The organism is Acidovorax sp. A1169 (assembly GCF_030704685.1).
Lineage (GTDB): Bacteria > Pseudomonadota > Gammaproteobacteria > Burkholderiales > Burkholderiaceae_C > Acidovorax.
In genome coordinates this window covers 31,138-44,700 of record NZ_JAUZDX010000012.1, presented here as the reverse complement: position 1 = coordinate 44,700, position 13,563 = coordinate 31,138, and the positions used below count along the sequence as shown (strand labels likewise).

At 68.4% G+C, this 13,563-nt stretch carries 14 protein-coding genes; 8 read left to right on the top strand and 6 right to left on the bottom strand.

The window, feature by feature from the left end:
- Positions 1–16 precede the first annotated feature (16 nt).
- The gene (locus QYL93_RS19230; RefSeq protein ID WP_305745152.1) at positions 17–658 is read right to left on the bottom strand and encodes an NAD(P)-dependent oxidoreductase; all 642 of its coding nucleotides are present in this window, start codon (positions 656–658) and stop codon (positions 17–19) included.
- A 124-nt stretch (positions 659–782) separates the two neighbouring features.
- Here QYL93_RS19230 and QYL93_RS19225 point away from each other — a divergent pair, with 124 nt between their 5' ends.
- From QYL93_RS19225 to QYL93_RS19205, 5 genes are all read left to right on the top strand, one after another.
- The gene (locus tag QYL93_RS19225) at positions 783–1,685 is read left to right on the top strand and encodes a LysR family transcriptional regulator (protein ID WP_305745151.1); all 903 of its coding nucleotides are present in this window, start codon (positions 783–785) and stop codon (positions 1,683–1,685) included.
- Positions 1,686–1,841: 156 nt separating this feature from the next.
- Positions 1,842–2,138: an antibiotic biosynthesis monooxygenase gene (locus QYL93_RS19220; protein WP_305745150.1), complete on the top strand. Its 297-nt coding sequence runs from the start codon at positions 1,842–1,844 to the stop codon at positions 2,136–2,138.
- A gap of 198 nt (positions 2,139–2,336) precedes the next feature.
- Entirely contained in the window at positions 2,337–3,296 is a 960-nt protein-coding gene (locus QYL93_RS19215) for a chemotaxis protein (RefSeq protein WP_057203486.1), read from the top strand.
- 263 nt (positions 3,297–3,559) lie between these two features.
- Entirely contained in the window at positions 3,560–4,084 is a 525-nt protein-coding gene (locus QYL93_RS19210) for a hypothetical protein (RefSeq protein WP_305745149.1), read from the top strand.
- Positions 4,085–4,114: 30 nt separating this feature from the next.
- Positions 4,115–4,855, top strand: coding sequence for a DUF4124 domain-containing protein (locus QYL93_RS19205; protein WP_305745148.1), 741 nt, complete (start codon positions 4,115–4,117; stop codon positions 4,853–4,855).
- Between the two features lie 213 nt (positions 4,856–5,068).
- On the opposite strand, the gene QYL93_RS19200 is transcribed toward QYL93_RS19205, so the two are convergent.
- The gene (locus tag QYL93_RS19200; protein WP_305745147.1) at positions 5,069–6,016 is read right to left on the bottom strand and encodes an SDR family oxidoreductase; all 948 of its coding nucleotides are present in this window, start codon (positions 6,014–6,016) and stop codon (positions 5,069–5,071) included.
- Between the two features lie 43 nt (positions 6,017–6,059).
- Between QYL93_RS19200 and QYL93_RS19195 the strand changes: the two genes are divergently transcribed.
- Both QYL93_RS19195 and QYL93_RS19190 read left to right on the top strand, forming a co-directional pair.
- Entirely contained in the window at positions 6,060–7,121 is a 1,062-nt protein-coding gene (locus QYL93_RS19195; protein ID WP_305745146.1) for a CDP-6-deoxy-delta-3,4-glucoseen reductase, read from the top strand.
- A gap of 91 nt (positions 7,122–7,212) precedes the next feature.
- A complete protein-coding gene (locus tag QYL93_RS19190) occupies positions 7,213–8,196 on the top strand; it encodes a tripartite tricarboxylate transporter substrate binding protein (protein ID WP_305745145.1) in 984 nt (327 codons plus the stop codon).
- A 43-nt stretch (positions 8,197–8,239) separates the two neighbouring features.
- On the opposite strand, the gene QYL93_RS19185 is transcribed toward QYL93_RS19190, so the two are convergent.
- Positions 8,240–9,553 carry an aspartate aminotransferase family protein gene (locus QYL93_RS19185; RefSeq protein WP_305745144.1) on the bottom strand — a complete coding sequence of 438 codons (1,314 nt, stop codon included), beginning with the start codon at positions 9,551–9,553 and terminating at the stop codon, positions 8,240–8,242.
- A gap of 116 nt (positions 9,554–9,669) precedes the next feature.
- Here QYL93_RS19185 and QYL93_RS19180 point away from each other — a divergent pair, with 116 nt between their 5' ends.
- Positions 9,670–10,398 carry a TetR/AcrR family transcriptional regulator gene (locus QYL93_RS19180; RefSeq protein WP_305745143.1) on the top strand — a complete coding sequence of 243 codons (729 nt, stop codon included), beginning with the start codon at positions 9,670–9,672 and terminating at the stop codon, positions 10,396–10,398.
- A 264-nt stretch (positions 10,399–10,662) separates the two neighbouring features.
- On the opposite strand, the gene folK is transcribed toward QYL93_RS19180, so the two are convergent.
- The 3 genes from folK to QYL93_RS19165 are packed head-to-tail and all read right to left on the bottom strand — an operon-like array spanning position 10,663 to position 13,531.
- A complete protein-coding gene (folK, locus tag QYL93_RS19175) occupies positions 10,663–11,163 on the bottom strand; it encodes a 2-amino-4-hydroxy-6-hydroxymethyldihydropteridine diphosphokinase (protein ID WP_305745142.1) in 501 nt (166 codons plus the stop codon).
- Between the two features lie 14 nt (positions 11,164–11,177).
- A complete protein-coding gene (gene pcnB, locus QYL93_RS19170; protein ID WP_305745141.1) occupies positions 11,178–12,830 on the bottom strand; it encodes a polynucleotide adenylyltransferase PcnB in 1,653 nt (550 codons plus the stop codon).
- Positions 12,827–13,531 (bottom strand): HAD family phosphatase, encoded by a 705-nt coding sequence (locus QYL93_RS19165; protein WP_057264727.1) that lies wholly within the window; start codon positions 13,529–13,531, stop codon positions 12,827–12,829. The genes pcnB and QYL93_RS19165 overlap by 4 nt, the downstream gene beginning before the upstream one ends.
- Between the last annotated feature and the right edge of the window lie 32 nt (positions 13,532–13,563).

The following is a 13,563-nucleotide window of genomic DNA, read 5'->3' as shown; positions in this document are numbered from 1 at the left end:
GCGCAGCACAGCGGGATCAGCTGGCCACGGTGAAGCGCTGCTGCAGGTGGCGCGGGCTCTCCAGTTCGTCGCCGATGGCAACGGCCAGATCGGCCACGCTGATGCCGCCGGGCGCGTCGCCGTTCATCAGCGGCGCATCGGTACCCAGGCGGTACTGGCCGGTGCGCTCGCCGGGGGCCAGCAGGATGGGGGGCGACAGGAAGGTCCAGTCGAGCGTGGTTTCATTGCGGATCAGGTTCAGCGCTTCGCGGGCAGCCAGGGCGCCTGCCTTGTATTCGGCGGGGAAACCGGGGGTATCCACGAGTTGCACGCCAGGGGCGACATACAGGCTGCCCGCGCCTCCCACCACCAGCAGGCGATTGACGCCGGCCTGTTTCACACCCGCATAGATGGCGCGCGTGCCGACGAGGAACTGGTCGTGGATGTCGGGCACGGTCCAGCCGGGGTTGTAGGCATTGACCACGGCATCGTGGCCAGCCACGGCCTTGGCGACCTGGGTGGCATCCTGGGCATCGGCCTGCACCACGGTGAGGCCATCACGTGCAGCCAGTTTGCCGAGGTTGCGGGCCAGCGCGGTCACGCGGTGCTGGCGGCGCAGGAGTTCTTCGAGCACGGCTGAGCCGACGAAGCCGGTGGCTCCGATCAATGCGATGTTCATGTCATTTCCTTGGGAGTTGAAGTCGATGGAGTGAGAATATGGGCTTGATAAAGATCCCGGTAGAGGCCAAAACCTGCCTTCTCCTTGAAGTACAACTTCACAATCCTCGCAAGAATGGGCATTCATGGATGACCTCAAACGCATGGCCGTGTTCGCCTGCGTGGTGCAGCACGGCTCGATGAGCGGGGCCGCCCGTGCCCTGGGCATGAGCACTTCGGCCGTGAGCCAGCAGGTGCGCAAGCTCGAAAGCGATGGCGGCGTGACCTTGCTGCACCGATCCACCCGCCAGTTGGCGCTGACCGAGGCGGGCCAGCGCTACCACGCGCGCTGCGCGGCCATGTGCGCGGCGGCCGACCAGGCGCGGGCCGAGCTGGCGGCATCGCGCGATGCACCGAGCGGCGAACTGCGCCTGTCGGCCACGGTGGGCTTTGCACGCCACATTGCACCGGCCCTGGGCGACATGCTGGCGGCCAACCCGGCCCTGCGGCTGCGGCTGCTGGTGGATGACTCGCCCATCGACCTCATCAACGCACGCATCGACCTGGCCGTGCGCTTTGGCCGGCTGCAGGACTCCACCTGGGCGGCACGGCGCCTGTGCGCGATGAATGTCTACCTGTGCGCCTCGGCCGATTGGGTGGCGCGGTACGGCATGCCTGCGCACCCCGATGCGCTGCTATCGCACAGCTGGCTCGGGCTGGTACGCGATGGCGAGGCCATGTTCGCCGAGCTGCGCAACACCATGGGCGAGGCGCGCGCGCTGCGCATGGAGCCGCGCATCGCCAGCAACAACCAGCTCTCGCTGCAGCAGATGTGCGAGGCCGGCCTGGGCGTGGCCATGCTGGGCAGCAGCGATGTGCACGACGCCCTGCAGACCGGGCGCCTGGTGCGGCTGCTGCCGCAGTGGGAGCTGGGCACGCTCGACGTCTGGGCCGTGACGCCCCAGCGCGATGCCCAGCCCGCCAAGGTGCGCCAGGCCATCGCGGCACTGCACGCCTACCTGCGCCAGGTACCGGGCATGCTGGACTGATACGGTTTTGCATTCAACCGCATAGCGTCGTTGGTTCGCCTCGCCGTGCTACACCAATGGCTGCGGCGTCCCGCCCAGGTATCCGATGGAATGCAAACCCGTCAAAGGGCCCGTTGCGGTACAACCGGTGCTGCACCCACACCGACAGGCCACCCGATGATCCTGGAAATTGCCCAATTGACCATCCGCCCCGGCCAGACCGGCGCCTTCGAGCAGGCGTTTGCCCAGGCCCAGCGCATCATTGCCTCGATGCCGGGCTATCAATCGCACGAACTGCAGCGCTGCATCGAGCGCCAGGATGACTATGTGCTGCTGGTGCGCTGGGCCACGCTGGAGGACCATGAGGTAGGTTTTCGCCAATCCGCGCAGTACCAGGAGTGGAAAGCCTTGCTGCACCACTTCTATGACCCTTTCCCCACCGTGCTGCACTACAGCCCGGTGGCAGGCGTGTAGCACAATGGCCGTGCCAGGGGCCTGTGCGCCACGCCGGGCGGGGGCTGGCATGGGGAGTGCATGGTCATATGTCTCGGCGCCGCGACGCTTGGGGGTGGCCAGACCCCATTCGGGTACGACCTGACAATTTAACGTGCTGCGAACACCGTTCTGATCCTAAAATTTGTAAACGCGCGTATCCGCGCAAAGGATATCCCCATGAAAGCAGTGCAGCAGGACATCGACGAGCGGACCAACCTCACCAGCACGAACAAATTCGAGCTGCTGCTGTTTCGCCTGGGCACCGACAGTGCCCTGGGCAAGTCCGAGCTCTTCGGCATCAATGTGTTCAAGATCCGCGAGATCGTGGCCATGCCCAGCATCACCCCCATCGCGGGCACCACGGCCCACTCGCTGGGCGTGGTCAACCTGCGCGGCCAGGTGATCCCCGTGCTGGACCTGCCCTCCATCGTGGGCTGCAAGCCCCAGACGGGCCTGAACATCATGTTGGTGACCGAATATGCCCGCACCACCCAGGCCTTCGCCGTGGAATCGGTGGAAGACATCGTGCGGCTGGACTGGAAGCAGGTACTCTCAGCCGAAACCAGCGGCGCCGCCGGCAAGCTGGTGACCAGCATTGCCCGCCTGGACGGCAACACCGACGAATCGCGCCTGGCCCAGGTGCTGGACGTGGAAGCCATCCTGCAGATGGTGTCCCCTTCGGACGGCCACGAGGTCACCGAAGAGAAGGTGGGCGCCAAGCTCAAGCTCAAGCCCGGCAGCATCATCCTGGCGGCCGACGACTCCTTCGTCGCACGCTCGCTCATCGAGCAGGAGCTCAAGGTGCTGCACGCCCCCTACGAGATGGTGAAGTCCGGCAAGGAGGCCTGGGACCGCCTGAACGCGATCGCCAAAAGCGCCGAGGCCGAAGGCAAGACGGTGCTGGACCGCGTGGCCATGGTGCTGACCGACCTGGAAATGCCCGAGATGGACGGCTTCACGCTGACCCGCAACATCAAGCAGGATGCGCGCTTCCACGGCCTGCCGGTGGTCATCCACTCCTCGCTCTCGGGCTCGGCCAACGAAGACCACGTGCGCAGCGTGGGTGCCGATGGCTACGTGGCCAAGTTCGTGGCGGAAGACCTGGCGGAGACCATTCGCCGCGTGCTGCCGAAATAAGCCATCCAGCGGCGGCCGAGGCCGCCACCGCTTCTTTTGCGTGAACGATGTCACGCCACCTACCCGGCAAGTAGCCTTTGGCCTACCCGGGAGGGCTATCGCTGCGCGCCCGTCTGCGGCAAACTGGGCGCCGGTCAACCAAATGCAGGGCTCAAACGTCAAGTTGCAATCTGCCTGTGCGATGTAATACCTGCTTGGTGTTGTTTTCGTGGGCTTTACCTGCAACGCGGAACGCGCCTTGTGCGCCGGGAGTCTGAAACCACATGACAAATACCTTAGCCCGCGTTCTATCCGCCACGGTCCTGGGCGCCGTGCTGACTGGCTGTGCCACGGTACCGGGCGACCCGTACTACGCGCCAGCCCCTGCTTACTACCCGCCGAGCTCGTCGACAATCATCTACGACTCGCCGCCGGTCTACCGTTCGGCGCCACCCGTGTACGTGGCACCGCCACCACCGGTGTACTACGGCAACCGCCGCGACGAGCGCGACTGGGCGCGTGAGCGGGAACGCGAGCGTGCGCAGCAGCAATGGCGCGAGCAAGCCGAGCGCGAACGCCGCGACCGGGACCGTGATCGCGACCGTGACAATGCCCGCCGAGACCAGGATCGCCGCAATCAGGCCATGCAGGAACAGGCTCGCCGCGAGCAGGCCGAGCGTGACCGGCGTGCGGCCGAAGATCGCCGCAATCGCGAGTCCCGCCCAGGACAGATGGCCCCCGGAAGTTACACGCCTGCGCCGAATGACTGGCGTGCACGCCAACAGTCGAACAGCGCCGACAAGCCCTGATCGAAGGGTGGCGGCTCATCAGGACGCACCATGATCCAGGCACGCCACCTTTTTGCAGGCCTTTTCGCGGCTTGCCTGGGCCTTGGCGCGCAGGCCCAGGTCACGCGCTGCACCGATGCACGCACCGGCAAGGTGACTTACACCGACGGCGCATGCAGCAGCAGCGAGGCCGCGCGCGAGGTAGAGCCACGCCGCTCCCCTGAGGAAATTCTGCTGGACCGGCAACTCTCCGCCGAGGCGTTGGAACGTAAGCAGCAGCGCCAGCAGGCAGAGAACGATGCAGCGGATGCCGAAGCCCGGCGTGCCGATGAGCGCAACCGTGCGCGTGCCGCCAACGCCCCGCTGCCGCAGGACTATGCGCGCTCGCCCGAGTGCGCACGCTCGCGCCGCAGCTACGACATGCTGGCCAGCGAAGGCCCCCGCTCCACCCAGGAGCACGGCCAGCGCCTGGAAGCTGCCCAGCGGCAGATGGACCTCGATTGCCTGGGGCCCCAAGGCTATGCCGAGGTGGAGCGTGCCCGCGCCGCGCAGCCCCGCGTGGTGGTGGTGCCGCCCCGCTACGGCCCGGGCTACCCGGTGCCCTACCCGCCCCCTGCGGTGTTCCCGCAGCCCTTTCCCACCGTGCCCCAGCCACCGCCGCCACGGCTCACGCAGTGCTCGGACTACCGCTGCACGGACAACCAGGGCAATACCTATCCACGCAACGGGCCGGGTCGCTTCCCTGGCACTGGCGGTGTGTGCCGCTCCAACGGCGGGCAGGCGCCCTGCTGAACCGGAGCCGGCCGGGCACACGGTTCACGCTTGGGCGCACGCTCTGCGGGGCGAGTTGCGGCGTCACGGATGCCATGGGCAGGCCCGGCGCGGGCCGGTGGCTCGCAGACTGCGCAATGGTGCCGATGGCGACGCACACCCAAGCAGGCGGCGGGCTCTGCCCCGCAGCCTCCTAGGCCGGGAGGCGGGCATGGACGAAAGATTCTCAGACTCTCAGGCGCGCAAGCCCTCAACCACACTGGGATAGCGCAGCCGCAGGCCCAGCTCCTGCAGCATGCGCCGGTTGTCCAGCCGGCGCGACTCGCTCATGAAGCTCAGCAGCACCACCGGCAGTTCGTTCTGCGCCGTGCTGCGCGGCAGGCGCCGCGGGCGCGGCAGGCCATAGAGGTCGGCCGCCAGGTCGAAATAGTCGCCCATCTTCAGGTGGCTTTCGTCGCTGATGTTGTAGATGCGCTGCGGGCGCCCCTTCCACAGGGCGCGCAGGCAGGCACGGGCCAGGTCGTCGGCGTGGATGTGGTTGGTGTACACATCGTCCTCGGCCACCAGCACCGGCGTGCCCTTGCGCAGCCGCGCCTCGGGCGTGCCGCCTGCGCGGTCGGGGGCGTAGATGCCGGGGATGCGCAATATGCTGGCACGCACGCCCGCACGGCCCAGGTGGCGCACGGCGCGCTCGGCATTCACACGGCGCTGCGCGCGCGGTGTGGCGGGCCCGAGAGCCCGGGTCTCAGGCACCAGGGCACCCTGGCAGTCGCCATACACACCGCTGGTGGAGGCGTACACCAGGGAGGCCGGCTGGCTGCGCAGGCGCAGCGCGCGCGCCAGCGCCACGGTGCGCGGGTCGCGCCACCAGCTACCGCTGCCAGCGCCTTCACCCGGGGGCGGCGCCAGGTGCATCACCCGGGTCGCTACTCCCGACAGGCGCCTCAAGGTGGCCGCGTTGTCCAGGTTGCCCAAAAGCGGGACGATGCCCTGCGCACGCAGGCCCTCCACGCGGTCAGGGCTGGAGGTGAGCGCCAGCACGCGCAGGCGCGGGGCAGCTGCACCGGGCGCCTGCAGCTGGCGCACCACGCGCTGGCCCACGTCGCCGCAGCCGACGATCAGCAGGCGTTCGCGGCGAAAGCGCGCCGGCAGGGCGCCAAGGGGGCTTTGGTTTGAGGGCAAAATCGGATACGCGAAGAAGACAAGTTCCAAGGATACCCACAACATGACCAGCGCCGAGGCGGCCCCCGCGTCCAGTTTCCAGATTTTCGTGCAGCCCAGCGGCCGCGCCTTTGCCGCACAGGGCGATGAATCCATCCTGTCCGCCGCCATCCGCAGCGGCGTGGGCCTGCCCTATGGCTGCAAGGACGGTGCCTGCGGCTCCTGCAAGTGCAAGAAGCTCAGCGGCGCGGTGGTCCACGCCAACCACCAGTCCAAGGCGCTCACGGCTGACGAGGAGGCCGCCGGCTTCGTGCTGACCTGCTGCGCCACGCCCCTGACCGATGTGGTGCTCGAATCACGCCAGGTCACGGACGAGAGCGCCTACCCGGTCAAGAAGATGCCGGTGCGCGTGTCCACCCTCACGAAGAAGTCGCACGACGTGATGCAGGTGCGCCTGCAACTGCCGGCGGCCGACACCTTCCGCTACCACGCGGGGCAGTACATCGAGTTCATCCTGCGCGACGGCGCGCGCCGCGCGTACTCCATGGCCAATGCCCCCCACACCCAGGGCGACGCACCGGGGGTGGAGCTGCACATCCGCCACATGGCGGGCGGTCGCTTCACCGACCATGTGTTCGGCGCCATGAAGGAAAAGGAGATCCTGCGCGTGGAAGGCCCGTTCGGCAGCTTCTTCCTGCGCGAGGACTCGGACAAGCCCATCGTGCTGCTCGCATCGGGCACGGGCTTTGCGCCCACCAAGGCGCTGATCGAGCACCTGCAGTTCAAGGGCAGCACACGCCCTACCGTGCTCTACTGGGGCGGGCGCCGCCCCGGGGACCTGTACATGGCCGACTGGGTGCAGGAGCGCGTGGCCGAGATGCCCAACCTGCGCTACGTGCCCGTCGTCTCCGACGCGCAGCCCGACGACGGATGGACGGGCCGCACAGGCTTCGTGCACCAGGCGGTGATGGACGATTTTGCCGACCTCTCGGGCTACCAGGTCTATGCCTGCGGCGCGCCCATCGTGGTCGAGTCGGCACGCGACGCATACAGTGCCCACCGTGGCCTGCCGCCCGAAGAGTTCTTTGCGGACGCCTTCACCTCCGAGGCCGACAAGCACGGTTGAGGTGGAGACCACACCCCGGGCGATGGGGGTATTCCCCGATGGCTGGCCCTATTTTTTGTAGTGGCCGCTCCATTTTTTGCACAATGGCACCATGAACCGCAGAAACCTTACCACCCTTCTCGCCAGCGCCGCCGTCGTGGCCGCTGCCCTTCCACACGCCGCGATGGCCCAGGACTCGGGCCAGCCGATCCGCCTGATCGTGCCCTACGCGCCGGGCGGCCCCATCGACGTGACGGCGCGCGCGCTGGCCGAGCGGGTGCGCGACTCGCTGGGCACGGTGATCATCGACAACAAGGGCGGCGCGGGCGGCAACATCGGTGCCGACGCGATCGCCAAGGCGGCGCCGGACGGCCTGACCATCGGCATCTCGGCCACGGCCACGCACGCAGTGAACCCCTGGCTGTACAGCCGCATGCCCTACGACGCGGCCAAGGATTTTGCCGCCATCACGCAGATGGTGCGCGTGCCCAACGTTCTGGTGATCAACGCCGCCAAGGCCGAGCAGCTCAAGATCCACAACCTGGCAGACCTGATCGCCTATGCCAAGGCCAACCCGGCCAAGCTCAACTACGGCAGCGGCGGCAACGGCAGCGCCGGCCACCTGGCGGGCGAGATGTTCAAGCAGCGCGCAGGCATCTTCGCGCTGCACATCCCCTACCGCGGCGCCAACCCTGCGCAATTGGCCCTGCTGGCCGGCGAGGTGGATTTCAACATTGACAATCTGGCGGCTGCGGCCCCCAACATCCGCGCCGGCAAGCTCAAGGCCCTGGCCGTGACCTCGCTGGCCGCCAGCCCGAACTTGCCAGGCGTGCCCCCGCTGTCGGACACCTTCAAGGGCTTTTCGATCGACACCTGGTGGGGCCTGGTGGCCCCTGCGGCCACGCCCAAGCCGGTGATCGACAAGCTCAACAAAGCCTTCGTGGCGGCGCTGAATGCGCCCGAGACCAAGACCCGCTTCGGCCTGCTGCTGGCCGAGCCCGTGCCCACCACGCCCGCGCAGTTCGAGGCCTTCATGGCCAGCGAGCGCGCCAAGTACCAGCAGGTGGTGAAAGCCTCGGGGGCAAAGGTCGACTGACCGCCCCACCGCCCCCTTCTTCAGCGCCCCGCGGGGCGCTTTTTCATGCCCGGGCCGGCAGCACGTTGCGGTGCCTTGCCACCACGGCCTCCAGCGCGGCCACCATGGCATCGCATTCAGCGTCGCCCACGGGCAGTGACAGCGCGATCAGGCCGCGCCGGGCCATGAAAACGCCCTCTTCCAGCAGGCCGAAGAACAGCAGGTCCTTGGCGCGCCCGTCGGTGCCCTGCAGGTCGGCGGGTGAGTGCACGGGCGCGGCCGTGGCGTGCAGCGTCATCAGCGATCCCGTGCCGGTGAAGGCCATGTCCACACCGTGGCCGGCCAGCACCGCGTTGAAGCGCGCGCGCAGCTGCTCGCCGCGTGTATTGAGTGCCTGCACCACCTCGGCAGTCAGCACTTCGCTGAGGCCCGCATGCCCGGCGGCCATGGTGAGCACGTTGTTGTTGAAGGTGCCGGCGTGTGCCAGCGCGTCAGGGCGGCGCGGGTCGAAGCGCTCCATGACGTCGCGGCGCCCGCCGAACACCCCGAACGACATACCCCCGCCCAGGTACTTGCCCGCCGTGGTGAGGTCCGGCCGGATGGACAGCAGCGCCTGCCGGCCACCGAAAGACAGGCGCGAGGTCATCACCTCGTCAAACACCAGCAGCGCACCGCAATCGTCGGCCAGGGTGCGCAGCGCCTGCAGGAAGGCCGACTCGCCAGGAATGCAGCCTCCGGCACCGAGCATGGGCTCGACCAGGATGGCAGCGATTTCCGCCCCCTGCGCGGCCACCAGCGCGCGTACGCCGTCGGCATCGTTGTAGCGCGCCAGCACGAAATCGTGCGGCACGTTCATCGGCGAGCCCCCGCCCGCGAAGGTGAGCACGCCGCCGTGGTAGGCCCCGTCGAACACGATCACCTTGCTGCGCCCCGTGTGGGCCTTGGCGGCGGCCAGGGCCAGCAGATTGGCCTCGGTGCCCGAATTGGCAAAGCGCATCAGCTCCATGGAGGGAAAGCGCCGCTGTATCTCGTGCGCCAGCAGGCCCTCGCGCGCCGTGTGGGACGAGAGGTTGATGCCGCCGGCCAGCGCCTCCTGGATGGCACCCATGATCACAGGGTGGGAGTGGCCATAGAGCCCCGCCGTGAACTCGCCCAGCGCATCGATGTATTCATGCCCGTCGGCATCCCACACCCTGCAGCCAGCGCCGCGCGCCATGCTGAGCGGGAAGGGGGCGTGGAACAGCACGCTGCGGGTATTGCCGCCGGGCAGCGCCGTTTCCGCTTCGGCCAGCAGGGCGGCGCTGCGTGGGTTGCGTGCGCGGTACTTCTCCACGGCCTGGAACAGGGCTTGGTCCACGGGAGACTGGGTAGCGTTCATGCGATCTCCTGTACGGTGTACAAGAAATTATGGATGCCGGAGGGCGATCTGGCAAGTGGCAGCGTTCGGCGCTGCCGGATGCCCGACAATCCGGCAACTGTCCCCGCCCTTTCCCGATGCCCCGCGCCCGCACCAAAGCCCCCGTTACCCCCGATGCCGCAGCCGGGACGCCCCTGTCGCGCGAGAGCGTGCTGGCAGCCGCCCTGGCGCTGATCGACCAGCGGGGGGTGGAGGGTTTCAGCGTGCGCGACCTGGCCCGCTCGCTGGGCGTGTACCCCACGGCGCTGTACTGGCATGTGCCGGGTGGGCGCAACGCGCTGATCGCCGGCGCGGTGACGGCCGCCGTGGGCGCGCTGGAACCACCCGACGCGGCAGGAGACTGGCGCACGGAGCTGCGCGCCCTGTTCGCGCGCTATCGGCGGGCCGTGCACCGGCACCCGCGCATTGCCCCGGTGCTCGGTGCGCAACTGGTCTCCAACGCCAGCCTGAACCCGCTGCTGCTGGACCGCATCCTGGCGTTGCTGGAATCGGCCGGGTTCGCGGACCAGGGCCTCTTCGATGCCTACAACGTGGTGATTGCCGCCATGGTCAGCTTCGTGACCCTGGAGCTGGCGCCGCAGCCCGATGACGACCCCGACGGCTGGGCCGCAGGCCACCAGGAGCGCTTGGCGCAGATCGATGGCGAGGCCTGCCCCACCCTGGCGCGCCATCTGCCACAGATGGCCAACCGCGCCTTCGTGGTGCGCTGGAGCAGCGGCAGCACGCACCCGCTGGATGCGGGCTTCGATGCCTGGACGGAGGTGGTGGTGCAGGGGCTGGCCGCGCGGCTGCCCAGGATTGTTTAGGGCCTGTTCACACTAATTTCGGGGTCGCGAAGGCCCTTACCGGCGTGCCAGTCTAGGCGCGTGACGCAGCGTGTGCATGTGCACACGCAAGGAGCGCAACGACGAGTGGCGCGCCGGCAAGGGCCTTCCCTTCGGGTTGCCCGGCCTGGGGGCCGTCTGCGGCGTTGTCCGCGCTTGCAAGGTGCACACCTTGCTGCACGCGGGCGCCTTGCATCCAGCCCCCAGGCCGGGCAACGCGATCCCCGAAATTAGTGTGAACAGGCCCTAGCCGCTGGAGCCTGCCACTGGCCAGAGCAATGCGTCTGTCCGCTCAATGCGCTGGCTGGCAACGGCATCGAGCTGAGCTGGCGTGACGCGCTCGGGCGCCAGCTCGGACAAGGGCAGCAGCACGAAGGCCCGTTCCCCCATGCGCGGGTGCGGCACGGTGAGATCGGGCGTGGCGATGGCCTCGTCGCCGTAGAGCAGGATGTCGAGGTCCAGCGTGCGCGGCGCATTGCGGTACAGGCGTTCGCGGCCCGCTGCCACTTCGATGGCCTGCAGGGCCTGCAGCAGGGCCTTGGGGGTCAGCTCCGTGGCCAGCTCGGCCACGGCGTTCAGGTAGTCGGGGCCATCGGCATCCACCGGCGCGCTGCGGTACAGCGAGGAGACCTGGCGCACCTCTGTCTGCGGCAGGGCCGCCAGGGAGGCCAGAGCCTGTTGCAGGGCGGCACCCCGGTCACCGAGGTTGGCGCCCAGGCCGATGAAGACCGCTGTGGTGGCGCCCATGCCGGCGGCCTGGCTCACTCTGCCGCAGGCGCGGCAGAGCCTTCTCCGCCACCACCGCCCGTGGGCTTGCGGCGACGGCGGCGGCGCTTCTTGGGGGCGCTGCCGTCCGGGGGAATGGCGTCGCCACCCTGGTCGGGAGCGAAGTCGTCTGCATCGTCCTGCCCGCCATCGGCAGCGGCAGCGCGGGGCGCACGTGGCTTGGGTTGCGGGGCCGCCGGGGCTTGGCCCTCGCCGTCCGGCGATGCCTTGGGCACGCGGCGCGCCGTAGGCTGGCTCACACGCTGGCGCGCCTTCTGTTCTTCGCGGGCCTGGTCCATCAGGTCTTCGCGGCGGTCGTCGTCGGCGGCCTGGAAGTCCTGCCACCACTCAGCCAGGGCCTCGCCGATCTCGCCCACGTCGGCACGCAGGCGCAGGAAGTCGAAGCCGGCGCGAAAGCGCGGCTGCATGACCATGCCGAAGGGCGTGCTGCCCACGCGCTTTTCAAAGCGCGGCTGCATGACCCAGATCTCGCGCATGTCGGCCGCCAGCTTGCCGCGTCCCGACACGTCGCCGATGCGCTTGTCGAACACCTCGTCGATGGCCTCCTGCAGTGCCGGCAGCGCATGCTGGCGCTGGTTGGTCATGCGCTCGTTCCAGCCGTTGCGCACGTCTTCCCACAGCACGCAGGCGAGCAGGAAGCTCGGCGCCACGGGCTTGCCCTCACCCACGCGGCGGTCGGTGTCGGCCAGCGCAGCGCTCACGAAGGGGGTCTCGGCGCGCTCCACCGCCACGTCCAGCAGTGGGTAGATGCCCTTGGACATGCCGAGCTTCTTGAGCTGTGCGATGGTGGCGATGGCATGGCCGGTCTGCAAGAGCTTGAGCATCTCGTCGAACATGCGGCTTTGCGGCACGTCGGCGAGCAGCGTTTGCGACTGCACCAGGGGCGCGGCTGTCTTGGTCTCGATGGTGAAGCCCAGGGCGCTGAGCTTGGCGGCAAAGCGCACGGCGCGGATGATGCGCACCGGGTCTTCGCGGTAGCGCGTGGCGGGGTCGCCGATCATGCGCAGCGTCTTCTTCTTGGCGTCCTGGATACCCTTGTGGTAGTCCACCACGATCTGACTAACCGGGTCGTAGTACATGGCGTTGACGGTGAAGTCGCGGCGCGTGGCGTCCTCGTCCTGCGGGCCCCAGACGTTGTCACGCAGCACGCGGCCGCTGGCGTCCACGGCATGCTGCATGCCTGACAGCTGCTGCTTGCTGGTCTTCTCGTTGCCCGCGACCTGGCCGGCGGCGGCGTTGTCCAGGTAGGCGCGGAAGGTCGACACCTCGATCACCTCGTGCTCGCGGCCCCGGCCATGCACCACGTGCACGATGCGAAAGCGCTTGCCGATGATGAAGGCCCGGCGGAACAGCCCCTTGACCTGCTCGGGCGTGGCATTGGTGGCCACGTCGAAGTCCTTGGGGCGCAGGCCCAGCAGCAGGTCGCGCACGGCGCCACCGACGATATAGGCCTCGAAGCCGGCCTGCTTGAGCGTGGCCACGACCTCGGCCGCCCGGCGGTCCACCAGCTCGGGGTTGATGCCGTGCACGGTGGCGGGCACCTCTTCGCGCTTGCCGAAATGCGGCTTGCCGCCCGAGGTGCCGGGCGTCGATTTGCCCAGCAGTTTGTCGATGAACTTCTTGATCATGGGTGTGCAGTAAACAGGTCCAGTATGCGCCAGCCACGCTCCTGGGCCAGCGCCCGCAGGCGCGGGTCGGGGTTGGTGGCGACCGGGTGGTCGACCTTTTCGAGCAGGGGCACGTCGTTCATAGAGTCGCTGTAGAACGTGCTCTCGACATCACCCCAGGTGAGCTGGCGCTGGGCCAGCCATTGTTCCATGCGCGTCACCTTGCCTTCGCGCATGGTGGGCACGCCGTCGATCTCGCCGGTGTACCAGCCAGCCGCATCGCGCACCAGTTGCACGGCCAGCAGCTCGCCCACCCCCAGCGCCTTGGCGATCGGGGTGGTCACAAACTCGTTGGTGGCGGTGACGATCAGCACCTCGTCCCCCGCGTCCAGGTGCTGCTGCACCAGGGCCAGGGCCTGGGGTTGTATCGCCGGGGTGATGACCTCGCGCATGAACCGTTCATGCGCGGCGGCCGCAGCATCGGGCCCGCGCAAACGCACGGCCTCGGTGGCAAAGCGCACGTAATCGTGTACGTCGAGTGTACCTGCCTGGTAATGGGCGTAGAACTCGCCGTTGCGGCGCGCGAACTCGACCGGGTCGTTCCAGCCGATGCGGATGGTGAACTCGCCCCACTCGTAATCGGAGTCGAGCGGCAGCAGCGTGTGGTCCAGGTCGAACAGCGCGAGCCGGGGGCGGCTGGCCAGGGAAGCGGGGGTGGTCATTCGGTCAGGTGCGGGCATGCGCCAGCAGGTGG

Excerpts from the sequence above, each read along its gene's own strand:
- QYL93_RS19205 (WP_305745148.1), top strand. The coding sequence starts at position 4,115 with ATGATCCAGGCACGCCACCTTTTTGCAGGCCTTTTCGCGGCTTGCCTG.
- QYL93_RS19180 (WP_305745143.1), top strand. The coding sequence starts at position 9,670 with ATGCCCCGCGCCCGCACCAAAGCCCCCGTTACCCCCGATGCCGCAGCC.
- QYL93_RS19195 (WP_305745146.1), top strand. The coding sequence starts at position 6,060 with ATGACCAGCGCCGAGGCGGCCCCCGCGTCCAGTTTCCAGATTTTCGTG.
- QYL93_RS19215 (WP_057203486.1), top strand. The coding sequence starts at position 2,337 with ATGAAAGCAGTGCAGCAGGACATCGACGAGCGGACCAACCTCACCAGC.
- QYL93_RS19165 (WP_057264727.1), bottom strand. The coding sequence starts at position 13,531 with ATGACCACCCCCGCTTCCCTGGCCAGCCGCCCCCGGCTCGCGCTGTTC.
- pcnB (WP_305745141.1), bottom strand. The coding sequence starts at position 12,830 with ATGATCAAGAAGTTCATCGACAAACTGCTGGGCAAATCGACGCCCGGC.
- folK (WP_305745142.1), bottom strand. The coding sequence starts at position 11,163 with ATGGGCGCCACCACAGCGGTCTTCATCGGCCTGGGCGCCAACCTCGGT.
- QYL93_RS19185 (WP_305745144.1), bottom strand. The coding sequence starts at position 9,553 with ATGAACGCTACCCAGTCTCCCGTGGACCAAGCCCTGTTCCAGGCCGTG.
- QYL93_RS19190 (WP_305745145.1), top strand. The coding sequence starts at position 7,213 with ATGAACCGCAGAAACCTTACCACCCTTCTCGCCAGCGCCGCCGTCGTG.
- QYL93_RS19225 (WP_305745151.1), top strand. The coding sequence starts at position 783 with ATGGATGACCTCAAACGCATGGCCGTGTTCGCCTGCGTGGTGCAGCAC.
- QYL93_RS19210 (WP_305745149.1), top strand. The coding sequence starts at position 3,560 with ATGACAAATACCTTAGCCCGCGTTCTATCCGCCACGGTCCTGGGCGCC.
- QYL93_RS19230 (WP_305745152.1), bottom strand. The coding sequence starts at position 658 with ATGAACATCGCATTGATCGGAGCCACCGGCTTCGTCGGCTCAGCCGTG.
- QYL93_RS19220 (WP_305745150.1), top strand. The coding sequence starts at position 1,842 with ATGATCCTGGAAATTGCCCAATTGACCATCCGCCCCGGCCAGACCGGC.